25 protein-coding genes are annotated in these 23,649 nt (G+C 69.9%); 11 read left to right on the top strand and 14 right to left on the bottom strand.

Annotated elements, in window-relative coordinates; all coding sequences use genetic code 11:
* Nucleotides 1-20: 20 nt before the first annotated feature.
* The 3 genes from QMG73_RS05900 to QMG73_RS05910 are packed head-to-tail and all read left to right on the top strand — an operon-like array spanning nt 21 to nt 3,573.
* Nucleotides 21-1,319 (top strand): DUF4350 domain-containing protein, encoded by a 1,299-nt coding sequence (locus QMG73_RS05900; protein ID WP_281892941.1) that lies wholly within the window; start codon nt 21-23, stop codon nt 1,317-1,319.
* Nucleotides 1,316-2,284 (top strand): AAA family ATPase, encoded by a 969-nt coding sequence (locus tag QMG73_RS05905; RefSeq protein ID WP_281892942.1) that lies wholly within the window; start codon nt 1,316-1,318, stop codon nt 2,282-2,284. Before QMG73_RS05900 ends, QMG73_RS05905 begins: the two co-directional genes overlap by 4 nt.
* Nucleotides 2,284-3,573 (top strand): DUF58 domain-containing protein, encoded by a 1,290-nt coding sequence (locus tag QMG73_RS05910; protein WP_281892943.1) that lies wholly within the window; start codon nt 2,284-2,286, stop codon nt 3,571-3,573. The genes QMG73_RS05905 and QMG73_RS05910 overlap by 1 nt, the downstream gene beginning before the upstream one ends.
* A 56-nt stretch (nt 3,574-3,629) precedes the next feature.
* Here the strand turns inward: QMG73_RS05910 and QMG73_RS05915 are convergent, their stop codons facing one another.
* Nucleotides 3,630-4,301: a DUF4360 domain-containing protein gene (locus QMG73_RS05915; RefSeq protein WP_281892944.1), complete on the bottom strand. Its 672-nt coding sequence runs from the start codon at nt 4,299-4,301 to the stop codon at nt 3,630-3,632.
* A gap of 229 nt (nt 4,302-4,530) precedes the next feature.
* On the opposite strand from QMG73_RS05915, the gene QMG73_RS05920 reads away from it, so the two are divergent.
* Nucleotides 4,531-5,205: a DUF4360 domain-containing protein gene (locus QMG73_RS05920; protein ID WP_281892945.1), complete on the top strand. Its 675-nt coding sequence runs from the start codon at nt 4,531-4,533 to the stop codon at nt 5,203-5,205.
* A 30-nt stretch (nt 5,206-5,235) separates the two neighbouring features.
* Here the strand turns inward: QMG73_RS05920 and QMG73_RS05925 are convergent, their stop codons facing one another.
* Complete coding sequence (locus tag QMG73_RS05925; RefSeq protein ID WP_281892946.1) at nt 5,236-6,198, bottom strand: stage II sporulation protein M; 963 nt, start codon at nt 6,196-6,198, stop codon at nt 5,236-5,238.
* A 25-nt stretch (nt 6,199-6,223) separates the two neighbouring features.
* Between QMG73_RS05925 and QMG73_RS05930 the strand changes: the two genes are divergently transcribed.
* Entirely contained in the window at nt 6,224-7,309 is a 1,086-nt protein-coding gene (locus tag QMG73_RS05930) for an RDD family protein (protein WP_281892947.1), read from the top strand.
* Between the two features lie 248 nt (nt 7,310-7,557).
* Nucleotides 7,558-8,109 carry a DUF6082 family protein gene (locus QMG73_RS05935; RefSeq protein WP_281892948.1) on the top strand — a complete coding sequence of 184 codons (552 nt, stop codon included), beginning with the start codon at nt 7,558-7,560 and terminating at the stop codon, nt 8,107-8,109.
* A 16-nt stretch (nt 8,110-8,125) separates the two neighbouring features.
* Here the strand turns inward: QMG73_RS05935 and QMG73_RS05940 are convergent, their stop codons facing one another.
* Both QMG73_RS05940 and QMG73_RS05945 read right to left on the bottom strand, forming a co-directional pair.
* The gene (locus tag QMG73_RS05940) at nt 8,126-8,326 is read right to left on the bottom strand and encodes a DUF397 domain-containing protein (protein ID WP_281892950.1); all 201 of its coding nucleotides are present in this window, start codon (nt 8,324-8,326) and stop codon (nt 8,126-8,128) included.
* Between the two features lie 28 nt (nt 8,327-8,354).
* On the bottom strand, nt 8,355-9,209 hold the full coding sequence (locus QMG73_RS05945; protein WP_281892952.1) for a helix-turn-helix domain-containing protein: 855 nt from the start codon (nt 9,207-9,209) through the stop codon (nt 8,355-8,357).
* 153 nt (nt 9,210-9,362) lie between these two features.
* Here QMG73_RS05945 and QMG73_RS05950 point away from each other — a divergent pair, with 153 nt between their 5' ends.
* Both QMG73_RS05950 and QMG73_RS05955 read left to right on the top strand, forming a co-directional pair.
* Complete coding sequence (locus tag QMG73_RS05950) at nt 9,363-9,671, top strand: hypothetical protein (RefSeq protein ID WP_281892954.1); 309 nt, start codon at nt 9,363-9,365, stop codon at nt 9,669-9,671.
* An 88-nt stretch (nt 9,672-9,759) separates the two neighbouring features.
* Nucleotides 9,760-9,915, top strand: coding sequence for a hypothetical protein (locus QMG73_RS05955; RefSeq protein WP_281892955.1), 156 nt, complete (start codon nt 9,760-9,762; stop codon nt 9,913-9,915).
* Nucleotides 9,916-9,964: 49 nt separating this feature from the next.
* Here the strand turns inward: QMG73_RS05955 and ahcY are convergent, their stop codons facing one another.
* The 6 genes from ahcY to QMG73_RS05985 all read right to left on the bottom strand — a co-directional run bounded on the left by ahcY (nt 9,965) and on the right by QMG73_RS05985 (nt 15,987).
* The gene (gene ahcY, locus QMG73_RS05960; RefSeq protein WP_281892956.1) at nt 9,965-11,458 is read right to left on the bottom strand and encodes an adenosylhomocysteinase; all 1,494 of its coding nucleotides are present in this window, start codon (nt 11,456-11,458) and stop codon (nt 9,965-9,967) included.
* 277 nt (nt 11,459-11,735) lie between these two features.
* Nucleotides 11,736-12,851, bottom strand: a complete 1,116-nt coding sequence (gene manA, locus QMG73_RS05965) for a mannose-6-phosphate isomerase, class I (protein WP_281892957.1) — start codon at nt 12,849-12,851, stop codon at nt 11,736-11,738.
* Between the two features lie 3 nt (nt 12,852-12,854).
* Nucleotides 12,855-13,823 (bottom strand): cation diffusion facilitator family transporter, encoded by a 969-nt coding sequence (locus tag QMG73_RS05970; RefSeq protein WP_281892958.1) that lies wholly within the window; start codon nt 13,821-13,823, stop codon nt 12,855-12,857.
* Entirely contained in the window at nt 13,820-15,004 is a 1,185-nt protein-coding gene (locus QMG73_RS05975) for an SIS domain-containing protein (protein WP_407676751.1), read from the bottom strand. Before QMG73_RS05975 ends, QMG73_RS05970 begins: the two co-directional genes overlap by 4 nt.
* A complete protein-coding gene (locus QMG73_RS05980; protein WP_265250972.1) occupies nt 14,994-15,179 on the bottom strand; it encodes a Trm112 family protein in 186 nt (61 codons plus the stop codon). The genes QMG73_RS05975 and QMG73_RS05980 overlap by 11 nt, the downstream gene beginning before the upstream one ends.
* Before the next feature lie 37 nt (nt 15,180-15,216).
* Nucleotides 15,217-15,987: an HAD-IIB family hydrolase gene (locus QMG73_RS05985; RefSeq protein ID WP_281892959.1), complete on the bottom strand. Its 771-nt coding sequence runs from the start codon at nt 15,985-15,987 to the stop codon at nt 15,217-15,219.
* A gap of 116 nt (nt 15,988-16,103) precedes the next feature.
* Between QMG73_RS05985 and pgm the strand changes: the two genes are divergently transcribed.
* Complete coding sequence (gene pgm / locus QMG73_RS05990) at nt 16,104-17,738, top strand: phosphoglucomutase (alpha-D-glucose-1,6-bisphosphate-dependent) (protein ID WP_281892960.1); 1,635 nt, start codon at nt 16,104-16,106, stop codon at nt 17,736-17,738.
* Nucleotides 17,739-17,821: 83 nt separating this feature from the next.
* On the opposite strand, the gene QMG73_RS05995 is transcribed toward pgm, so the two are convergent.
* A complete protein-coding gene (locus QMG73_RS05995) occupies nt 17,822-18,586 on the bottom strand; it encodes a hypothetical protein (protein WP_281892961.1) in 765 nt (254 codons plus the stop codon).
* 12 nt (nt 18,587-18,598) lie between these two features.
* The gene (locus QMG73_RS06000; protein ID WP_281892962.1) at nt 18,599-20,038 is read right to left on the bottom strand and encodes an aldehyde dehydrogenase family protein; all 1,440 of its coding nucleotides are present in this window, start codon (nt 20,036-20,038) and stop codon (nt 18,599-18,601) included.
* 113 nt (nt 20,039-20,151) lie between these two features.
* On the opposite strand from QMG73_RS06000, the gene QMG73_RS06005 reads away from it, so the two are divergent.
* On the top strand, nt 20,152-21,585 hold the full coding sequence (locus QMG73_RS06005) for a gamma-aminobutyraldehyde dehydrogenase (protein ID WP_281892963.1): 1,434 nt from the start codon (nt 20,152-20,154) through the stop codon (nt 21,583-21,585).
* A gap of 2 nt (nt 21,586-21,587) precedes the next feature.
* Nucleotides 21,588-22,871, top strand: coding sequence for a 4-aminobutyrate--2-oxoglutarate transaminase (gene gabT, locus QMG73_RS06010; protein ID WP_281892964.1), 1,284 nt, complete (start codon nt 21,588-21,590; stop codon nt 22,869-22,871).
* Here gabT and QMG73_RS06015 read toward each other — a convergent pair.
* Nucleotides 22,848-23,219 carry a DUF742 domain-containing protein gene (locus tag QMG73_RS06015; protein ID WP_281892965.1) on the bottom strand — a complete coding sequence of 124 codons (372 nt, stop codon included), beginning with the start codon at nt 23,217-23,219 and terminating at the stop codon, nt 22,848-22,850. The genes gabT and QMG73_RS06015 overlap by 24 nt on opposite strands.
* Complete coding sequence (locus tag QMG73_RS06020) at nt 23,216-23,626, bottom strand: roadblock/LC7 domain-containing protein (protein ID WP_281892966.1); 411 nt, start codon at nt 23,624-23,626, stop codon at nt 23,216-23,218. Before QMG73_RS06020 ends, QMG73_RS06015 begins: the two co-directional genes overlap by 4 nt.
* Between the last annotated feature and the right edge of the window lie 23 nt (nt 23,627-23,649).

Below are 23,649 nucleotides of genomic sequence, written 5' to 3' on the forward strand. Positions count from 1 at the left end.
TGCGGATGCGGTGGCTCCGGATGGCTGTCCCCCTCGGCATCGCCGCGCTGCTGTTGACGGTGACCGGGATCACGTACGCCGTCGAGCAGCCCGACCCGACCGACGCCGACTTCCTCAGTCCGGCCAGCGAGGCGCCGATCGGTGGCCGCGCACTCGCCGACGCGCTACGTGCCGAGGGCGTCGACGTGCACCGGACGACCAGCACCCTGGACGCGATCGGTGCCGCGTACGAGGGAGACGCCACGCTCTTCGTACCCGTGCCCGGCGTCTCGCACCCGGACTACCTGCGGATGTTGGAGTCCCTGCCGGCGAGCACCAGGATCGTGCTCGTCGACCCGCCCGCGCGCACCCTCGACACCATCGCGGCCCCGGTCGCGGCCACCGGACGCCGGTGGGCGGCCAAGGCGACCGAACCGGGCTGCGCGCTCGACGAGGCCCGCCGCGCCGGCACGGCAGCGGCGCTGCGCCAGCGATACGAGGCGGACGGCGAGCGGTGCTACGACGCCGGCCTGGTCCGCACCCGGTGGTCAGCGGCCGAGTTGGTGGTGATCGGAGCGAACGAGCCGTTCCGCAACGACCGCGCCGGCGAGCACGGCAACCGCGCGCTCGCGGTTGGCCTGCTGGCTACGAAGTCCACAGTGGTCTGGCTCGACCTGCACGAGCTCGAAGAGCCGCCAGCGCAGCCGGTCGACCCGCCCGGCAGCGAGGAGCCCGAGCGAGAGTCCTCAGAGGACCCTTCGGGCGAGGGCGTCGTCGGAGGCGATCCGGGATCGGGCGAGAGCGGGGAAGGGCGGTCCGGCAACGGCTCCGGACAGTCCGAAGGGGACGGTGACAACGGGGCCGCGCCACCGAGCGAGGGGCGGAACCCGCTCTGGGACGCCTTCCCGGACTGGTTCTGGGCGATCCTCGTCCAGCTCGCTCTGGCCGCCCTTGTCGTAGCGGTCTGGCGGGCGCGGCGGCTCGGACCACCGGTCAGCGAGCCGCTGCCGGCGACGGTACGGGGCGCCGAGACGGTGCTCGGCCGCGGCCGGCTGTACCGCCGGGCCAAGGCGCGCGGGCCCACCGCAGACATCCTGCGAGAGGCGGCACGGCAGCGCACAGCCGCGCTGCTCCGGCTTGAGCCGGACGACGACGGCGAGGCGCTGGCCTCGGCGATCGCGGCGCACACCGGCCGGCCCAGGGACGACGTGGACGACCTGCTGTACGGTGCCTCCCCGGAGACCGACGAGGAGCTGGTCGCGCTGGCCGCAGACCTCGACGCGCTGGCACACGAGGTCGGCGCGCCACCCGTGAGGACCGACGAAGGAGAGCAGCGGTGACCCAACCCGCCGACGCCGACCACGCCCGGGCGGCCCTGCACCGGCTGCGCGCCGAGGTGGCCAAGGCCGTGGTCGGGCAGGACGCCATCGTGAGCGGCCTGGTGATCGCGTTGCTGTGCCGCGGCCATGTGCTCCTCGAAGGCGTACCGGGTGTCGCCAAGACCCTGATGGTGCGCACCCTCGCCGCCGCGCTCGACCTGGACGCCAAGCGCCTCCAGTTCACGCCCGACCTGATGCCCGGCGACGTCACCGGCTCGCTGGTGTACGACCCGCACAGTGCGGCGTTCGAGTTCCGGTCCGGGCCGGTGTTCACCAACCTGCTCCTCGCCGACGAGATCAACCGCACGCCGCCGAAGACCCAGTCGGCGCTGCTGGAGGTCATGGAGGAGCGGCAGGTGTCGGTCGAGGGCACGCCGCGCCCGCTCCCCGAGCCGTTCATCGTGGCCGCCACCCAGAACCCGATCGAGTACGAGGGCACGTATCCGCTCCCCGAGGCGCAACTCGACCGGTTCCTCATCAAGCTGACCGTGCCGCTGCCCGGCCGCGACGAGGAGATCGGGGTGCTGCGCGCACACCACAACGGATTCGATCCGCGCGATCTCAAGGCGGCCGGCGTGCAGCGGGTCGCCAGCGCGGCGGACCTGGCCGCGGGCCGGGCGGCCGTGCAGCGCGTGGGCGTCGCCGACGCCGTGCTCGGGTACGTCGTCGACCTGTGCCGCGCCACCCGCACGTCGCCGTCGCTGGAGTTGGGCGCCTCACCGCGCGGCGCGACCGCGCTGCTGGGCACCGCCAAGGCGTGGGCCTGGCTGGCCGGACGCGAGTACGTGACGCCCGACGACATCAAGGCGGTCGCGCGGGCCACCCTCCGGCACCGCGTCCGGCTGCGCCCGGAGGCCGAGCTGGAGGGCGTGACGCCGGACGCGGTACTCGACGCTGTGCTCGCCACCGTGCCAACGCCGCGGTAATGCTCACCGGCCGGACCGCCGCGCTCCTCGCGCTCAGCACCGTCACGCTCCCGCTGTGGCCGTCGCCGTGGTGGGGCGTCGTGGTGCTCACCGCCGCGGTCCTGGCGCTCGCGGCGGTCGACACCGCGCTCGCCGCGCCGCTGCGCGCCGTGCGGCTGAGCCGCGACGGAGCACGTGCGGTCCGGCTGGGCGAGACCGCCACGGTCACGCTGGGGGTCCACAACGACTCCCCACGCGTCCTCCGTGCGCAGGTCCGGGATTCCTGGGTACCGTCAGCCGGCGCGCCTTCGCGGGTGCACCGGGTCCTCGTCGAGCCGCACGCGTCAGCCGCGCTGGAGACCACGCTGACGCCGACCCGGCGCGGCGACCGCCCAGCGGTGCGGGTGAGCCTGCGCTCGTACGGTCCGATGGGGCTGGCGTTCCGGCAGCGGGCCGGCCGCCCCGCCACACCCGCCTGGCGCCTGCGGGTGCTGCCGCGCTTCGACTCTCGGCGCTTCCTGCCCGAAAAGACGGCCCGGCTGCGCACGCTCGAAGGCGCCCAGGTGACCCGGGGACGCGGCCAGGGCACCGAGTTCGACGCGCTGCGTGAGTATGTGATCGGAGACGACGTCCGGTCGATCGACTGGCGGGCCAGCGCACGCCGGTCCGACGTGCTCGTGCGCACGTGGCGACCCGAGCGCGACCGCCGTGTCGTGTGCGTACTCGACACCGGGCGCACATCGGCTGTACGCGTGGGCGACGAACCGCGACTCGACGCGTCGATCGACGCCGCCCTGCTACTCGCGGCGCTCGCCTCGCGGGCCGGCGACCAGGTGGACCTGCTCGCGGTCGACACGGTGGTGCGCGCCACCGTCTCCGGCGGCCGCCACGTCCTGCTTCCCCGCCTCGTCAACGCGCTCGCGCCACTCCAACCGTCCCTTGTGGAGACAGACTTCGAGTTGGTGGTCGGCGAGGTGCTGCGGCGCGAGCGGAAGCGGGCACTGGTGGTGCTTTTCACCGCGCTGGAACCGGGCGCGCTCGGCGAGGGGCTGCTGCCGGTGCTGCCCCGGCTGGCGGCCCGGCACCGGGTGATCGTGGCGGCGGTGCACGACCCGCTGCTGGAACGGATGGCCGAACCGTCCGGCGACCCGTACTTGTCAGCCGCCGCCATCCGCACCCTCGGCGAACGGGACCGGGTGCGGTCGGCGCTGACCCGCAACGGGGTAACGGTGCTCGACGCACCGCTCGACGTCTTCCCATCCCGCCTCTGCGACGCGTATCTGACTTTGAAGCAGGCTGGCCGCCTCTGACAGGGCGATGCGGCCAGCCGCCCGCATCGGGTGGCTGGCCGCAGTGGTCCCGCGGTTTACCGGCGTGGGCAGTGCTGCCAGTTGAAGTGGTAGACGGTCTGGATGCTGCCGTCGGTGGAGTCCATCGAGAGGAAGCTGGTGGTCGTGGCCGTGTTGGACGTGCCGGCGCTGACTCGCAGCTCAGTGTTGATGTTGAGATTTCGCATGGCGCCGCACGGATGGTAGACGAGCGAGGCGATGTCGGTCTGGTCGCTGGCGAACCAGTTGTCCTCGAACGGCCCACGGAACGGGTGGTTCACGAAGGCCGTCTGGCTCATGCCCTGGAAGTAGTACCGGGCACTCTGTGTGGCGGTCGCACCGGTCGCCAGCGACGCGAAGCCGCGGTAGTCGGCCTTGGCGATCGCGTAGGTGAAGCCGGCAGGCACGTGCACGGCCACGTTGAGCTGGCAGTTCTTGCGGAAGTCGGTCGGACGGGAACCGACGCCGACCTGCGCCAGATAGTTGCTGTACGTGACGGTGAAGGCGGTGTTGTCCGGCGAGACGGCCACCGCGGCGGTGCCCGCCGGGCAGCCGTTGCCAAGGACGGTCACGACGTCGATAACGATTCTGTCATTCGGTGGCGGCACCGGATCGTCGAGCCACCCGACAGCAGACGCTGGTGAAGCGACCAGCAAGGCAGGGGCAAGCAATGCGAATACGGCGGCACCAGCAATCATCACCCTACGCATGGAACTCCCTTTCCGATGCAGATGGGATGGTGCGCGCGCTCGGCCATATTATGGCCGGTGATAGAGAGAGGTCAATGCAGTCTTTTTGTGGGCGAGATCTTGTCAGTTTTGGGTAGGACGAGTTGACCAATTGACGTCCTTGTATTTGATTTTTAACACCGCTACGCTTCGCCCGGGGAACAGCAATGTCGATCAAATGACGGCGAGTACGCGACCCGAGGGGAACCCCATGACTGTCCTGCCGACCACCGTGAGACGTCCCGTCCTCGTAGCCCTGACCACCGTCCTCGCCCTTTCGCTGGCCGGGCCGGCACTGTCGCCGGCCTACGCCAGCGCCGCCGAGGAGAGCGCGCCACCCAGCGAGAAGATCACCCTCGACGTGGTCACCGTCAACGGTTCCGGCTGCCCAGCGGGCACGGCGTCGGTGTCGGTGCTGCCCGACAACACCGGCTTCCGGATCACGTATCGAGACTTCATCGCGCAGGCCGGCGGCGACGCGAAGCCCACCGACTTCCGCAAGAACTGCCAGGTCAACCTGTTGGTCCACATCCCGCAGGGCTACACGTTCGCGGTCGCGCGGGCAGACTACGTGGGCCGCGCCCGCCTCGAAGCCGGCGCCGTCGGCCTCCAGCGGACCAACTACTACTTCCAGGGCTCCTCTGCCAACAATCACGTCGACCATTCATTCGACGGACCACTGCGGTCGCTTTGGCACACCATTGACGCGACACCCGTGGAGGAACTCATCTACTCCCCGTGTGGCGCGACCCGCAACCTGAACATCAACACCGAATTGCGGGTCGACGAGGGCACCGTCAACCCGACGAAAATAAGCTCCCTTTCACTCCGGTCGAGTGAAGGAAACGTGGAAACAATCGTCCAGTTCCAGTGGAAGACCTGCTGACGTTCCCCGGCTGAAAGCAAGGCGTCCTTCTCACGACGTGAGGGACGCCTTGCTTTGTTTGGAAGCTTTCCTACCCAGGACTACGACGTACGTCAGGAACGCGAGCCAGACCGCCGCGCCGATGCCGACCCGGAAGACCGCGGGCAACGGCGAAGGCGTCACGAACGCCTCGATCAGCCCCGCCACCGCGAACAATCCGATCAGCCCCACCGCCACCAACATCCCGGAGCGGCCCGCGTCGGCGACGGCCCGCCCTCGGCTGCGGTGCGGACCGGGCGCGATCCACGCCCAGCCGATCCGCAGGCCCACACCGGCCGCCACGTAGATCCCCGTCAGCTCAAGCAATCCATGCGGCAGGATCAGCCCGAAGAAGAGGTCGCCGCGGTCGTACGAGAGCATCACCCCGCCGACCACGCCGATGTTGAGCGCGTTGTTCCACAGCAGCCACAACACCGGCACGATGAGCACCCCCGCGGCGAGGCACTGCGCCGCCAGCCAGGCGTTGTGCGTCCACAGGTGGAAGGCGAAGGTCGCCGGCATGAACTCGCTGTAGTAGCCCGCGAACTCCGACTCCACCAGCTCGCGGGCGGCGTCTTCACCGATGAACGCGGCAGCGCTCTCCGGATGCCCGGACACCCACCACATGAGAAAGCCGGTCACGGCCGTGAAGGCCAGGGCCGCGCCGGTACACCACGGCAGCGCCCGGTACACGGCCAGCGGGAAGCCGGCCGTGAAGAACCGGCCCACCTCGCGCCACGACACCCCGGTGCCGCCCGTGATGGCGGCGCGGGCGCTCAGTACCAGCCGGGAGAGGCGGGCCACCAGAGCCGGGTCGGGCGACCGGCTACGCACCACGGAAAGATGGGTCGCCGCCCGCTGATAGAGGGCCACCAGCTCGTCCGCTTCGGACACGGACAGCTTGCGCCCACGCGACAGCTGCTCCAGCCGCCGCCACTCGGCGTCGTGCTCGGCGACGTACGCGTCGAGATCCACGCCGCACATGGTGTTCACTGGTCGGGTGAACGCGCAAGGGGGGTCGGCGAGCCGTCCCGTCGACGGTCTCGTCAACGGGGAGGCCGTCGAGCTGGAGGTGCGGGTCGCGCGGGTCGGTTCCAGAGTGCTCGCGCTGCTCGTCGACATCGCCGTCCAGGCGGGAATCGCCCTGGTCCTGGCCATCATCGGCGGCGCCGTCATCACCACCGTGCGCGCCGATGCCGCCCTCGAAGGCGCGCTGCTCACCGTCGGCATCGTGCTGGTGCTGGTCGGCTACCCGGTGATATGCGAGACGTTGAGCGGCGGCCGCACCGTCGGCAAGCTCGCGGTGGGGCTGAGGGTGGTCCGCGACGACGGCGGTCCTGTCCGGTTCCGCCACGCGCTGACCCGATCCCTGGTCAGCGTCGCCGTCGAGTGGCCCGGCCTGGTACTGCCGCTCGTCACCTGGATCGCGAGCCTCGCCACGATGCTGAGCAACCCGCGCGGCAAGCGCCTCGGCGACCTGGCCGCCGGCACGATGGTCATCCACGAGCGCACCCCGGCCTCGTGGGGCTGGGTGCCCGGCATGCCGCTGCCGCTCGCGAGTTGGGCGGCCACACTCGACCTGACCGGGCTCGACGACGACCTGGCGCTGGCGGTACGGCACTTCCTGGCGCGCGGGCACGGGCTGGCCGAGCCCGAGCGCAGCCGCCTCGGCCAGGCGCTCGCCACCGAGGTGGCGGCCGCCACGACGCCCCCGCCACCGCCGGGCGTGCCCGGGTGGGCCTACCTCGCGGCGGTACTGGCCGAACGGCACCGCCGGGCGGCGCACCGGCTGGCACGGGCCCGCGCGGTCACAGCGACGCTCTGGCCGGGCCTGACGGGCCCACCGCGACGCGTCCCGGCCGCGCCCCGCCCCGGCGAGCCGGGCGGCGCACCCACTCCGTCCCCGTGGAGCGCCCCGGACTCATCGGAGACCCCCACGCCTGCCGCCGTCTGGGCCAGCCACCAGTGGCCCACGCCGCCGTGGCTCAATCCCGCGGCGGATCAGGCGGACTGGACCGGCCTGCGTCCACCGCCGGTGGCCAGTACCCTCAGGCGCTCCGCACCCGAGCCCCACGAACCGGCCTAAGACACAGCTCAACCGGTTCCGAGCACCCGTCTGAGGGCAGTCAATTGGTGCTCTCACATCAAAGTTGCGCCGCTGCCCTGTAATGGTTTCTGGCGGGCATGCGCTACAAACGTGACGCGGAGAAGGCCCGCTAGCAGGCTCCACCTAGTTCCGGGGGTGAGGAAAGAGTGCAAAGGCGACCGGCGACGGCACTTCTTAGTCCGCTCAAGGTCAATCTAGGCATCCTGGCAACATCAATCCTATTGATCTTGGCCGTAGCACTGATCGTCGCCTCGCCACTCGCGCTACGTTTCCTGGACAGCGAGGAGCACGACTGGGAACGCCTGAGTCTCATCGGGCAGTCATATGGAGCCATCTCAGCAGTTCTCGCAGCCGCGGCCGTTATTGCGGTCGCTATGACGCTAGGTTTACAACAAAGGCAGATGCGCGATGCACGACGAATGGCTATCCGACAGTTTCAGACCGATCTCTTGGCCATGGCGATCAACGATCCAGATCTACTGCAAGCCTGGGGACAATTTCCTCGACCAGAAGGAGTCGAGCCCAGGCTGACGGTCTACACCAATCTTGTCCTGAATTACTTCATACTGCTGCATCAGACGGGCGCCGCAAATATAGATGAGATCCGAATGCATCTGAGGTTCATGGCTACCAGCGAGTGGGTTCGCAGCTACTGGCAGAGCACCGAGGATGTATGGCGGACGGGCTATCCGAGCAAGAAAGGCGGGATCATCGCCGTCTTCTCGGAGGAGCTGGGAACCTCACCGCAGGCGGCCCAACAAGAACCGCCTGCGGCATAGGCTACCCGCAGGCCACCTAGTTATGGACCTTCATGCGCAGAGAATCCACGAAGGACTGCCATGATTTGGTCGAAAACTGCAGAATGGGTCCTTCCGCATCCTTAGAGTCGCGTAAAGCGACGCAATCTTCGAGCCTCGCCACCTCGACACACTGGCCATTTCCGGCACTGCGCGTGCTCTTCACCCAAGGCACGTCACGCAGATTCCGCCCAAACATGGAACTATCGGATCCTCTCAAGATTAAATCAGATATCGCCTTGTGCTACGGCTTGAATAAATTCCACGGACTGCCTCGGAGTAAGCGATGCAGTCCGCAACGATTCGAAGCTCATCCAGTAGCTTCGAAGTTCGTCTGCGCGGCTTCGAAAGACACCGCCAGTCATTCCCTCGGAATAGACGAGCGGATGGTCGGAATCTCCCGCAAACTCCATGATTACAAATGAGCCAGCAAGGGCCCGGTGCGCGCCCACACTGAACGGCAGCACCTGTACTGTGATCATCTTGCGGTCATTTGCTTCGACAAGTCGACCCAACTGACGCCGCATGACATCTTCACCACCGACCTGACGCCTCAGGACAGCCTCGTCAAGAACGACGACCAACTGTGGGGACGGGTTCCGCGTCAGCACCGCTTGCCGCGCCATCCGAACAGCGACCCGCTGGCTGTGGACCTCCTCATCCTGGTAAACACCATCGGCGGCTATGACCGCGCTGGCGTACTCAGCGGTTTGCAGCAGGCCAGGAACGATCTGTGCTTCGTAGTTGTAGATGCTGGTGGCTTCGGCTTCGAACCCGATGTAGGTCTCATAGGCGTTCGGTAGCACATCACCGTACGCCTCCCACCAGGCGCGCTGGCGGGCTTGACCGGCCAGCGCTTGGATGCGCGCCCGGGCATCCTGGGCAAGCGCGTAGACGTCGAGCAGCCGGTCCAGATCTTTGGGCCGGATGCCCGTATGGGCGGTCTCGATGCGGCTCAGCTTTGATTCTGACCACCCGAGCCCGGCAGCTACGTCCGCGACCGTGCGATCGCCACGCAGACGCCGCAGTTCGGCGCCGAGTTGACGCCGCAGAGTCGGTGGACTGGGCTTCACTGCCATCATGGACACGGTAACGCAAGCCCGTGCCTCTAAGTGCAACAGACAGGCCACAGATGCACTTGCATCTTCGGTTCGCAAGATGCACCCTGAAGGGGAGTTAAGGCGACAACGGAGTCGAGGCACAGCCACACCAGTCCACGACCGACGGAGGCAGCCTTGCTGGACGAACGTACCTTCGCCGCAGACCCGTCCGAGCTTCCCTGGCAACTGGACACCGGCCTGGTCTTCGTCGACGAGCGCCCCATCGTTTTCGCCCTCTACCGCCGAGGCGACCGTGACACCGCGGGTCAAGTGGTCGCCTGGCTGCTCGTACTGCCGGACGGCAACGCGATACTGCAGCCGACCGAAGGCACGCCGGCTCGGCCCATCCTCACCACGCTGCACAGCGTCCGTCGCCGGTGGATCCGCCTGCTGGACGCCGAGTTGGTACAGGTCGTCGGCAGGCAGGCGCAGCACATGCTCTGACACGGGATTCCGGAGCCGGACGGCGGGCCAGGTGGCGGCAACCACCGGCCCGCCGCCCCTTGTGCGGATCTCCGTCTACTGTTGCCGGGTGAAGGCCTTCATCCCGTGGCTCACCGTGCTGGCGGTGATCTTCCTGCTCACGATGCTGAAGCTGCGCCCGCTGGCCACCGCTGTGGCGGTGGGCTGGCTCGCGTACTGCGTGTGGACCTGGGTGCGGCCCAGAAAGCACGATCGGGCCGGGTAAAGACCCGACCCGATCGCTCAGTACTGGTATCGCTCAGTACAGGTGTCGCTCAGTAGCGGTAGTGGTCCGACTTGAACGGACCCTCGACCGGAATGCCCAGGTAGGACGCCTGCTCCTTGGTGAGCGTGGTCAGCTTCGCGCCGAGGGCGTCGAGGTGCAGCCGGGCCACCTTCTCGTCGAGGTGCTTGGGCAGCGTGTAGACGCCCACCGGGTACTGGTCGAGCTTGGTGAAGAGCTCGATCTGCGCGATCGTCTGGTTGGCGAACGAGTTCGACATGACGAACGACGGGTGGCCGGTGGCGTTGCCGAGGTTCAGCAGGCGCCCCTCCGACAGCACGATGATCGAGTGACCGTCATCGAAACGCCACTCGTCGACCTGCGGCTTGATGTTGATCCGCGTGACGTCGTCGCGCTTCGCGAGACCAGCCATGTCGATCTCGTTGTCGAAGTGGCCGATGTTGCCCACGATCGCCTGGTGCTTCATCCGCGCCATGTGCTCGGCGGTGATGACGTCGAAGCAGCCGGTGGCGGTGATGAAGATGTCGGCCGTCTCGACGACGTCTTCCATCGTGGCGACCTGGTAGCCGTCCATCGCCGCCTGCAGGGCGCAGATCGGGTCGACCTCGGTCACGATGACCCGGGCGCCCTGGCCGCGCAGTGACTCGGCGCAGCCCTTGCCCACGTCGCCGTAGCCGAACACGACCGCGACCTTGCCGCCGATCAGCACGTCGGTGGCCCGGTTGATGCCGTCGATGAGCGAGTGGCGGCAGCCGTACTTGTTGTCGAACTTGCTCTTCGTCACGGAGTCGTTGACGTTGATCGCCGGGAAGAGCAGGGTGCCGGCCGACTGCATCTCGTACAGCCGGTGCACGCCCGTGGTGGTCTCCTCGGTGACACCCTTGATGCCCTGGGCGACCCGGGTCCACCGCTGGTTGTCCTCGGTGAGCGAGCGGCGCAGCACGTCGAGGATGACGGCGTACTCCTCGCTGTCGGACGCCTCGGTCGACGGCACGGCGCCCGCGTTTTCGAACTCGGCGCCCTTGTGCACCAGCAGCGTCGCGTCGCCACCGTCGTCAAGGATCATGTTGGGGCCGTCGCCGTCGGGCCAGATGAGCACCTGCTCGGTGCACCACCAGTACTCTTCGAGCGTCTCGCCCTTCCAGGCGTACACCGGGACACCGGACGGCGCGTCGGCGGTGCCCTCGGGGCCCACCACGATCGCCGCGGCGGCGTGGTCCTGAGTGGAGAAGATGTTGCACGACGCCCAGCGGACCTGCGCGCCCAGCGCGACCAGAGTCTCGATCAGCACAGCGGTCTGGATCGTCATGTGCAGGGAGCCGGTGATCCGCGCGCCACGCAGCGGCTGCTCCGCTGCGAACTCACGGCGGATCGACATCAGCCCGGGCATTTCGTGCTCTGCGAGCTGGATCTCCTTGCGGCCAAAGGCAGCCAGGGAAAGGTCAGCGACCTTGTAGTCGCCCTCGGCGACGGTGCGCGGACGGGACTCGGCCGACGCGCCGGGCGCCGGAAGAGTGCTGGTCATGAAAGCTCCTGTCGTACGCGTCTACTGCACGACCCACTACCTTACGCGGACGGCATTCGGACCCGTACAGCGCGCGGGGCGATGGGTCTTGAGCGGCCTTTCCGCCCAGCTCCCACCGCCCCGCGCATCCCCCCGGTTTGGTTCCCCGCGCGTGACTCGGACCTTGATCCCGATAACACTGCGTACTCATAGAGTCACACTAAGCAACGTCGGTGTCAAGCTAAAACGCGAAATTTCGGCATACGCCCTATCTTCAGATGACCGCGCTGCGTGAGTTTTAGAGCGGGACCGACGCGACGAAGGCTTCGCCCGCGCCCGCCACTACCACCGGTCCGGCATCGGCAGCACCGAACGCCGCGAGTCCCGCCGGCAGCTTCACGCTCGCGGCGCCGTCGTCGGCGACGAGCTCACCGGCTACGGACAGGACCACGCGCGGCCCGGACACGTCGAGCGTCACCGGCCCACCGGCCTCCGCCGGCCGCACCCGGTGCAGCGCGAACTCGGCGACCGGCGTCTGCCACGTCACCACACCCGGTGCCACCGGGACCGCCGGCACGACCGGGTCGGCCAGTACCTCGAACCGCAGCACGTCGAGCAGCTCGGGCACGTCGACGTGCTTGGGGGTGAGCCCGCCGCGCAACACGTTGTCGCTGGCCGCCATGATCTCCACGCCGGTGCCCTGGAGGTAGGCGTGCAGGTTGCCGGCCGGCATCCAGATCGCCTCGCCGGGCGCCAGCGTGACGTGGTTGAGCAGGAGCGCCACCAGGACACCGGGATCGCCGGGGTAGTGGGCGGCGAGTCGGCGTACCAGATCAGGAGCGTCGGGTGCCGCCACCGCCGCCTCGACGAGCGATGGGCGATCGACCTCGGGCCACTCCAGCAACGCGCGCAGCGCGGTGCGCAGGTCGCCAGCGCGCAGCGCGGCGACCACCGGCTCCAACGTGGACACACCGAGTGCCGCGAGGCTCTCGGCCGCCACCGCGGGATCGCGGAAGCCGCACAGCGCCTCGAAATCCGAGATCGCCACGAGCATCTCGGGCTTGTGGTGAGCGTCCACATAGCTCGGATGCCCGGCCGCGAAGCGGGCCTGTGCCCGGGCCTCGTCGGGATGCGCCTGCAACGACAGCGGCGCGGCGGCCGCCAGGATCTTCATGAGGTACGGCAGGCGCGCGCCGAACCGGGCCGCGATGGCCGGACCGAGCAACCGGTCCGGCTCGGCGGCGATCCGGTCGGCGAGGCTCACCCCGTCGACAGTGGACGGATCACCCGGGTGGGCGCCGATCCACAGCTCCGCCTCCGGCCCGTCACTCGGCACCGGCCGCCCCTGGATTCCCGCGATGGCGGTGCGGGAACCCCAGGCGTACGGCCGGATCGGGCTGGCGAGCGCGTCCACGGTTCAGCCCGCCGCTGGCGCCGGCTCCGCGGCCGGTGGTGCCGGTACCCGGTAGATGTCGGGCTCCAGGTAGATGGCCCGAGCGATCGGCACCGCAGCGCGGATGCGGCCCTCGGCCGCGTTGATGTGGTCTGCGATCTCGTCGGCGGTCTCGCTCTCACGCACCGCGATCTTCGCGGCGACGAGCAGCTCCTCCGGGCCGAGGTGCAGCGTCTTCATGTGGATGATCCGGTCGACCTCGGGGCCGGCGAGGATCGCCTGCTCGATCTTGGCGACGTCTTCCGGCGTGCCGCCCTCGCCGAGCAGGAGGCTCTTGGTCTCGATCGCCAGGATGATCGCGATGGTGACCAGCAGGAGGCCGATCGCCGCGGTGCCAAGCGCGTCCCACAGGCTGCTGCCGGTGATCAGCGTCAGCGAGACGCCGATCAGGGCGAAGACAAGACCGACCAGCGCGCCGAGGTCTTCCAGCAACACGACGGGCAGCTCAGGGGCGCGCGCCCGGCGGACGAACTGGACCCAGGTCGCCTTGCCCCGCACGTGGTTGGACTCGACGATCGCGGTGCGGAACGAGAACGACTCCAGCACGATCGCCACCGACAGCACGACCACCGGCACCCAGTGCCACGAGGTGATGCCCTCGTCGTGGCCGCCGTGCCAGTGCTCGTACTTGTGGTACGCCTCGTACAGCGCGAACAGGCCACCGACGCTGAACAGCACGATCGACACGATGAACGCGTAGATGTAGCGCTCGCGGCCGTACCCGAAGGGGTGCTGCGGCGTGGCCTTGCGCTGCGCCCGGCGGCCGCCCAGGAGCAGCAGCGCCTGGTTGCCCGAGTCGGCGACCGAGTGGATCGACTCGGCCAGCATCGACGACGACTGGGTGAGGAGCCAAGCCACGAACTTCGTGACCGCGATACCGAGGTTGGCCAGCAGGGCCGCGACGATCGCCTTGGTGCCCCCGGAGGCGCTCATGGGTTGGAAAGCTCCTTCATCTCGGTGACGGCAGGCACCGCCATCGGGTCCAGCTCGTGGGCCAGCGCCAGGTAAACGGATGCGAAGTCAGGGATCGCGACGAGTGAGGCGAGCCGCTCCAGCGACGAGCCGCCCTCGGCGGTGACCACGTCGCAGCGCACGCCGCGCCGCTCGGCCAGGGTCTGCACGGCGTCGGCGCGCCGCTCCTCCACGGCCACCGGCTCGTCGGCGTCTTCTTCGGTGCCGAGGCCGCCGTCGCGCAGCAGTACCACGCGCAGCCGGGTGGCCTCGACCTCGTCGCCCGGGTCGGCGAAGATGTCGCGGGCCGACTCGACCAGCCCGCCGAAGACGCCGTCGAGCAGGCCGACCCGGCCCCGTCCGGCCTCGCCGAGGGCGCCCGCCACGACGGGGTACCGGGCGTTGGCCGACAGCGTATCGGCGAAGCGCCGCGCGGCCACGGTGGCCAGCGGCGACGAGCCCCACACGATCGGCACCGAGCCCGCGAGGCCCAGCGCGAGCGACTTCGCCGGGTTGACGAACGACTCGGCGGTCGGGCGGGACCGGTCGGCGTCGGCGTCCAGCCGGGTCGCGGTCTCGGCGAGGTCGGCCTCGTTGACCTTGACCAGGCCGAGTGCGCGAGCCGCCATCAGTACCGGAACGGTCAACGCCCACAGGCTCGCGCGGGCCGGCGCGCGCCGCGGCACCGCGATGAACGGCGCCCTGGCCCGCTCGGCAACCGACTGGAGCTCCGAGTCGGGCGCGCCCACGGCCACCAGCCGGGCGCCGCGCCGCGCTGCGGCGTCGGCGGCGCCGAGCGCCTCCGGGCTGCGGCCAGACGCGCTGACCGCGATGACGACGTCTGCGGCGCCGACCCAGCCGGGCACGCCCGCGCTGCGGTGCGCGATCACCGGCACGGGACAGCGCGGTCCCGCGACCGTGGCCAGCACGTCTCCGGTACGCCCAGCGGTGCCGACGCCCGCGATCACGACCGCGCGGGGGCGACCCTCGTCGATCAGCGTCGTCAGGTTGGCCTCAGCGGCCAGCGCCGCCGACTCGCGCACCTGCGCACCCGCCGAGGCGGTGGCCCGCAGCATGCCGCCCGGGTCGTTCTCCTGAAGGGCGGCGGCGTCGTCGAGAAGAGCCTCGTCGACCGTGCGCCGGCCACGAACGCTAGCGCCCACCGTCAGCTCCGTTTCGTGCCTCGTCGAGCAACAGCACCGGGATGCCGTCGCGTACTTCGAAGATCCGCTTGCACTCGGTGCAGGTCAGAGTCTGTGCGGCCGCGTCGAACTCAAGCGGAGCGTGATGCGTGTCCGGACACGCGAGGATCTCCAGCAACTGCGGGTCCAGGGACACCGAACTGCTCCTTCCAGGGCTCGATCGACCCATGATCTTACGGCAGCTGGGCAGCGGCCAATGACGGCAGCAAGCGCTCCACGTAGTCCGCGGTGTCCTGCCAACGGGTCACGGCCACGCAGGGAATCCCCATCGCCTTGACGGGGTAGTCGTTGCCACCCTCATCGAGCCTGTCACCGATGAAGAGCACCTCGTCACGGGCCACGCCGACGCGTTCGATCAGCCTCCGCATACCGTACGCCTTGTCGACACCCTTCTTGGTGACGTCGACGGACGTGGAGCCGCCGCTGCGCACCTCGAGGTCCGGCAGGCGCTCCGCGGCGTACGCCCGCAGGCGCTCCTTCTTCGAGCCGTCGGGGTCCCACGCGTACTTGGCGTCCGGCGGGGCTTTCTGGCCCAGCGCCGAGAACGTGATCTGGCTGCCGCGATCTTCGATGATGTCGCCCCACGGCTCGGGCTCCCAGAGCCCCAGCGCCTTGGCGCCCTCGGTGAGCACCTCGATGACCCGCGCCTTGGCGTCTTCGGTGAGGTCCTCCACGTACACGGTGCCCCAACCTCCGTCGAGCCACCGGTAGTAGCGGGTGCCGCAGGTGGGCATCAGGTGCAGGTGGGTACGCGCCTCGTCGTCGAGCTTCAGGTGTCGCAGGACCTGCGACTCGAACTGCTCGAAGCGGCCGCCGGAGATGATGCAGACGTCGACGCGGGCGACGAGCTGGGCGAGAAGGTCAGCCATCCGCTCGTCGATCTGGGACTTCGACACCGCCAGCGTGTCATCCAGGTCGAACGCCACGATCCGAACGCCCGTCAAGAGGTCCTCCAGTAGAAAGAGTGCGTGCCCGCCCCACACGGTAACGGCGCGCCACCCGCGCCCGCCGCGCGCCCTCGACCGCTGCTCCACTACTGTTTCCCGCAGGAGGTTCGACCGTGACGCATCCTCGCGCGGGCCAGCGTGCCGCCGCCGCCGACCTGATCGACGTTCCGCGCCTCGTGGCCAGCTACTACACCGCTCATCCCGACCCTTCGGTCGCCAGTCAGCGGGTGGCCTTCGGCACCTCGGGGCACCGCGGGTCGAGCACCCGGCTCAGCTTCAACGAAGACCACGTGCTGGCGATCAGCCAGGCGATCTGCGAGTACCGGGCCGGTCAGGGCATCGATGGGCCGCTGTTCGTCGGGCGTGACACGCACGCGCTCTCCGAGCCGGCCATGATCAGCGCGCTGGAGGTGTTCGCGGCCAACGGGGTACAGGTGCTGCGGGACAGCCGCGACGGATACACCCCGACGCCCGCCCTGTCGCACGCGATCCTCACCTACAACCGGGGCCGCTCGTCCGGGCTCGCCGACGGCGTGGTGATCACCCCGTCGCACAACCCGCCGTCCGACGGTGGTTTCAAGTACAACCCGCCCAACGGGGGGCCCGCCGGCTCCGACGCCACGAAGGTGATCGAGCAGAGGGCCAACGCGCTCCTCGAAGGGGGCCTCAAAGAGGTACGCCGGGTGCCTTACGCGCGTGCCGTCTCGCAGAGCGGCAAGTACGACTTCCTCGACGCGTACGTCGGCGACCTGCCCAACGTCGTCGACCTCGACGCGATCCGGGGGTCCGGGGTGCGGCTCGGCGCCGACCCGCTCGGTGGCGCCAGCGTCGCGTACTGGGGCGAGATCGCGTCCCGGTACGGGCTGGACATGACCGTGGTCAACCCCGACGTCGACCCCGCGTGGCGGTTCATGACGCTCGACTGGGACGGCAAGATCCGCATGGACTGCTCGTCGCCGTACGCGATGGCCTCGCTCATCGCGGCCCGCGCCGACTACCAGGTCACCACCGCCAACGACGCCGACGCCGACCGGCACGGCATCGTCACCGCCGACGCCGGCCTGATGAACCCCAACCACTACCTCGCGGTGGCGATCGACTACCTCTACAACCACCGGTATGACTGGCCCGCCGGCACGGCGGTCGGCAAGACGCTGGTCTCCTCCTCCATGATCGACCGCGTGGCCGCCGACCTCGGCCGCCCGCTGATGGAGGTGCCGGTCGGCTTCAAGTGGTTCGTCGACGGGCTGCTCGACGGCTCGATCGGCTTCGGCGGTGAGGAGAGCGCGGGGGCGTCGTTCCTCCGGCACGACGGCGGCGTGTGGACCACCGACAAGGACGGCATCGTGCTGTGCCTGCTGGCCGCCGAGATCACCGCCGTCACCGGCGAGACCCCGAGCGAGCACTACGCCGGGCTGACCTCACGCTTCGGCGCGCCGGCGTACGAGCGGATCGACGCGCCGGCAAGCCGCGAGGAGAAGGCCGTGCTCGCCGGCCTGTCCCCCGACCAGGTCACCGCGACCGAGTTGGCCGGTGAGCCGATCACCGCCCTGCTGACAGCGGCTCCCGGCAACGGCGCCGCGATCGGCGGCCTCAAGATCGTGACCGAGTCCGGCTGGCTGGCCGCCCGCCCTTCGGGCACGGAAGACGTCTACAAGCTCTACGCGGAGAGCTTCCGCGGCGAGGACCACCTGCACGAGCTCCAGGCCGAAGGCCGCGCCCTGATCACCGAAGCCCTCCGCACGTAGCCCCTCCGCGCCGCCAAGCTCCCCCACCCTGAAGTGATCAGGGCGTCCCTGAAGTCGTTAGAGCGACTTGAGGGACGCCCTGATCATGAGGGCGTGGGGCGGGAGCGGCGGAGGACCGCCACGAGCAGGGCGCTGCCGACGCCCACCAGGCCCAGGCCCGCCACCATGAACGCCGTACCGATGCCGGCCGAGTCGTCACCCGCGGTCGCCGCCGCGGGAGTGGTCGTCAGCTCCGCGCTGGGCTCGGCGTCCAGCGAGGGAGACGCCGACGGCGAAGGGGACGGCGACGGGGTGGTCGGCGACGGAGACGGTGATCGGGACGGCGATCGCGAGGGTGACGGCGACGGCGACTTGGTGGCAGGGCCGCCGGCCACGCCCAGGGCGCCGGTCGACTGGCCGATGGAGATCCCGGCCGCGCTGGTCGCGGTGCCCGTGACGTTCGCGGTGCCGCCCGGAACGCTCGCCCTGAACGCGACCCGGTACCGGACCGTGACGCTCTCGTCCCTGCACAGGGTCGGGTCGTCGGGCGAGCTGCGCGCGGTGGTGACGAGGCCCCCGCCGCCCGAGACGGACACCGACCGCCACTCGCCTGCGCTGAAGACTTCGGCGGCCAGCTGCTCGGCGGTCAGGCCGGGGAGGCTGATGGCGAGGCTGGTGCGCACGATCAGGCAGCCCCGGGTGCGCTTGACCACCGCGATGCTCACGGCGCCCGGCGATCCGCCGGCCCGCACGCTGGCCGGCAGCCGAAGGGTGACGCTGTCGTCCTTCGCCGGCGCTGCGAGGGCAACACCCGGCGCACCGATCACGGCAAGAACGAGCAGGGCGGGAGCCAGTCGCAGGAACCTCATTACTCCCACACGCTACAAGTCCAGGCCGGTCAAGACCATTACACGCGGCTCCGTGTAGTCGTCCATCGCGCTGCGTAGACCCTCGCGCCCGACCCCGCTCCCCTTCACGCCGCCGTATGGCATCTGGTCCGCACGGTACGACGGCACGTCCCCGATGATCACGCCGCCGACCTGCAGCGTGCGGTGCGCGGTGAACGCGGTCTGGAGGTTTCGGGTAAACACGCCGGCCTGCAGCCCGAACGCCGAGTCGTTGATCGCCGCGAACCCGGCCGCGTCGTCGGTGACCCGCTCGACCACCAGCACCGGCCCGAACACCTCCTCGGCCAGCACCTTCGCGCCAGCGGGCACGCCGGTCAGCACGGTCGGCGGGTACGTGGCGCCTTCCCGCCGGCCACCCACCGCGATGGTCGCGCCGCTCGCTACCGCCTCGTCGACCCAGCTCTCCACCCGCCGGGCGGCGTCTTCGCTGATCAGCGGCCCGACGTCGACGCCCTCGTCGGCCGGGTCGCCGGTCTTGAGCCCCTCGACCGCCGCGATGAGCCGGGGCAGGAACGCGTCTTCGAGCCACTCGTGCACGTACACCCGCTGCACCGCGATGCAGCTCTGCCCCGCCTGGTAGTTCGAGAACGTCGCGATGCGCTGCGCGGCCCAGTCGAGGTCTTCCAGCGCCGACCAGTCCGAGCACAGCAGCGCCGCCGCGTTGCCGCCGAGTTCGAGCGTGACGTGCTTGTGCGGCACCGCCTCGCGGATCCCGAACCCGACCGGCCCCGACCCGGTGAACGAGACGACCGGCAGCCGCGGGTCGGCCACCAGGGCGGCGGCGCGGTCGTTCGGCACCGGCAGCACCGAGAACATCCCCGGTGGAAGGTCGGTCTCGGCCAGGATCGAACCGAGCAGCAGCGCGCTCAGCGGGGTGGCCGGCGCCGGCTTGACAACGATCGGCGCGCCCACGGCGAGCGCCGGCGCGACCTTGTGCGCGACCAGGTTCAGCGGGAAGTTGAACGGGCTGATGCCCAGCACCGGCCCGCGTGGAAACCGGCGCACGACCGCCATCCGCCCGGCCGCCGCCGGATCGGTGTCGAGGCGCTGCAGCTCACCCGAGAAGCGCCGTGCCTCCTCGGCGGCCCAGCGAAACGTCGATACCGCGCGCGCCGCCTCCGCGCGCGCCCATTTGAGCGGTTTGCCGTTCTCCGCCGTGATCAGGCGCGCGACCTCATCGGCCCGCTCGGCCAGCGTCCGCGAGACGTGGTCGAGCGCCGCCGCCCGCGCGGCGGCGGGCAGCGCCGCCGCTTCGGCGGCCACCGACGAAGCGGCCGCCACGGCCCGTTCCACCTGGTCGGGAGTGGCATATGAGGTACGCCCAACCGCCGCACCATCAAAGGGATGGCGGATGTCCACCACCTCGTCGCTGACGTCCTGCCGACCGGCCACGTAGAACGGCGTTGGCTCCATAGTCGGCAACTGTAAACCACACGAAAACAGTGGCCGAGTACCTTGTATGCCTCGGATTTAGTAGCGAAGATGGCGAGTGGGATGCGATTACCGCCGTCAACCGGGAGCCCTCGATGACTGACAAGCCCGTGCTGCGCAACTTCGTCAACGGCGAGTACACCGATCCCGTCGACGGCCAGTACAGCGACCTGGTCGACCCCTGTACCGGAGAGGTCTTCGCGCAGGCCCCGCTGTCGTCGGAGCGCGACGTCGACGCGGCCATGAGCGCGGCGGCGACCGCGTTCGAGTCCTGGCGTGACTCGACGCCGGCCGAGCGGCAGCGCGCGCTGCTCAGGTTCGCCGACGCGGTGGAGTCCCGCGCGGCCGACCTGGTCGACGCCGAGGTGCGCAACACCGGCAAGCCCCGGCAGCTCACCACCGACGAGGAGCTCCCGCCCTCCGTCGACCAGCTGCGCTTCTTCGCCGGGGCGGCTCGCATCCTGGAGGGCCGGTCGGCCGGCGAGTACATGGCGGGGCACACGTCATATGTCCGGCGCGAGCCGATCGGGGTATGTGCCCAGGTCACGCCGTGGAACTACCCCCTCATGATGGCCATCTGGAAGATCGCTCCCGCGCTCGCGGCCGGCAACACCGTCGTCCTCAAGCCGTCCGACACGACGCCGGTCTCCACGCTGCTGCTGGCCGAGATCGCCTCGGAGTGCCTGCCGCCGGGCGTCTTCAACGTCGTCTGCGGCGACCGGGACACGGGCCGGGCTCTCGTCTCCCACCCGACGCCGCAGTTCGTGTCGATCACCGGCTCGACCCGCGCGGGTAAGGAGGTGGCCGCGGCCGCGGCGCCGGACCTGAAGCGCACCCACCTGGAGTTGGGTGGCAAGGCGCCGGTGGTGGTCTTCGACGATGCCGACCTGGCCGCGGCGGCGGAGGCGATCGCAGTGGGCGGGTACTTCAACGCGGGCCAGGACTGCACCGCCGCCACCCGCGTGCTCGCCGGCCCGGGCGTGTACGACGACGTCGTGGCCGCCCTGGTCGAGCAGGCGCGCGGCACGAAGACCGGCGCGCCCGACGACGAGGACGTGCTGTACGGCCCGCTCAACAACGCCAACCAGATGGCGCGGGTCAGCGGCTTCGTCGACCGGCTCCCGGACCACGCGGCACTGGGAATCGGCGGCTCGCGGGTGGGCGAGCGCGGCTTCTTCTACTCCCCCACCGTCGTCTCCGGGGTCCGGCAGCAGGACGAGATCATCCAGGACGAGGTGTTCGGCCCGGTCATCACCGTGCAGCGGTTCACCGACGAAGACGAGGCGGTGCGCTGGGCGAACGGCGTCGAGTACGGCCTGTCCGCGTCGGTCTGGACGTCAGACCACGGTCGGGCGATGAGAATGACGCGGCGACTGGACTTCGGGTGCGTGTGGGTCAACACGCACATCCCGTTCGTGTCGGAGATGCCGCATGGTGGCTTCAAGCACTCCGGTCACGGCAAGGACCTGTCCATGTACAGCCTGGAGGACTACACCCGGATCAAGCACGTCATGCACAACTGGGGCTGACCGTGGCATCGTCGGAAGAGCTGCACAAGCGGCGGGCGGCGGCCGTGGCTCGCGGCATCGGCAGCGTCGTCTCCTCCTATGTGGACCACGCGAGCGGCGCCATGCTGACCGACGTGGACGGTCGAGAGTGGATCGACTTCGCCTCGGGCATCGCGGTCACGTCGGTCGGCAACTCGGCGCCCCGGGTCGTCGAGGCCGTCCAACGGCAGGTCGAGCGCTTCACCCACACCTGCTTCATGGTCGCGCCCTACGAGTCCTATGTGGCCGTGTGCGAGATGCTCAACGCGCTGACGCCCGGCGACCACGAGAAGCGCTCGGCGCTGTTCAACTCCGGCGCCGAAGCCGTGGAGAACGCCGTCAAGATCGCGCGCCACGCCACCGGCCGGCCCGCGATCATCGCTTTCGACCACGCCTACCACGGCCGCACGAACCTGACGATGGCGCTGACCGCCAAGAACATGCCGTACAAGCACCGCTTCGGCCCGTTCGCCCCCGAGGTGTACCGGGTGCCGGCCTCCTACCCCTTCCGCGATGCTCTGCCCGGCACCGAAGCGGCCGCCCGCGCCATCGACCTCATCGAGAAGCAGGTCGGCGCCGACAACGTGGCCGCCGTGCTGGTCGAGCCGATCCAGGGCGAGGGCGGCTTCGTCGTACCCGCCGACGGCTTCCTGCCGGCGGTGGCCGCGTGGGCGCGCGGTACCGGCGCGGTCTTCATCGCCGACGAGATCCAGACCGGGTTCTGCCGCACCGGCACGTGGTTCGCCAGTGAGCACGAGGGCGTCGTGCCCGACCTGGTCACGACCGCCAAGGGCATCGCCGGTGGCCTGCCACTCGCCGGGGTGACCGGGCGTGCCGACCTCATGGACGCGGTCCACGTGGGTGGCCTCGGCGGCACGTACGGCGGCAACCCGATCGCCTGCGCGGCGGCGCTGGCCAGCATCGAAACCATGCGCGAGCTGGACCTGTGCGCCGCGGCCCGCTGGGTCGGCGCGACGGTGCTGCCCTGGCTGCACGACCTGGCCGGGCGGCACCCGCTGATCGGCGACGTACGCGGGCGCGGCGCCATGCTCGCCATCGAGATAGTGGTGCCCGGCTCGTCGACACCGGACCCGGCCGCCACCGCCGCGATCTCGGCCGCCTGCCACCGCGGCGGCCTGCTCACGCTGACCTGCGGCACGTACGGCAACGTGCTCCGGTTCCTTCCACCCCTGGTGATCGACGAGCCCACCCTGTATCGCGCCCTGAACATCCTGCAAGCCGCGCTACAGGGAGCGGAGGCCGGCTAGGACTGCCTCCAGAAGCTCCTCCGAAGGCCCGGTCGATGCCATCACCGGCTCGCGGGTCTCGATCAGGTTGGCGTTCAGCAGGTCGCCGAGCAGCACCCGCACCGTGCCGGCCGGCAGGTCGAGGTACGCGGCGATCTCGGCGACCGACAGTGGACGCTGGCACATCCGCAGGATCCTGGCCTGCTCGGGCGTCACGTTGCTGGGGACGACGCTGCCCCGCCCCACCACCAGCGTGATCAGGTCGAAGCTGCCACGCACCGGCTCGGTCCGGCCGCGCGTCATCGCGTACGGCCGCACGACGGGCCCAGCCGCCTCGTCGTACCAGACGTCGGGAGGGAACGGTGTCATGTCACGGTCGCCAGCCTCGTGAACGCCGGCAGGTGCCGGTCGGCGCGCCCGGCGAAGAGCGCCATCTCGTAGGCGATCACACCGACGTCTGAGCCGGCTCCGAAGATCACCGCGAGGATCGCCCCGCCCTTCGCCGCCGTCACGAACAGGAAGCTCCGTCTCATCTCGACAGTCACTTGCCGGACGCTGCCGTGTTCGGAGAACTGGCCCGCCGCCACCGACAGCGCGTAAAGGCCCGCGACCACGGTGGAGATCTGGTTCGCCACCGCGTCGGTCGTGCCGCGCGAGGCGGCGAGGAGCAGCCCGTCGGGAGACATCGCAACCGCGTTCTCCGCCGGGGCGACGCGGTCGATGACGTCGTCCAGGAGCATGGCGAGGTCGCCGGTCGTGACTGCGGGGTGAGCCACCTTGTCCCCTCTCGTGGTTTGTG

Source organism: Phytohabitans aurantiacus, assembly GCF_027923225.1.
In the GTDB taxonomy this organism is placed as follows: Bacteria; Actinomycetota; Actinomycetes; order Mycobacteriales; family Micromonosporaceae; genus Phytohabitans; species Phytohabitans aurantiacus.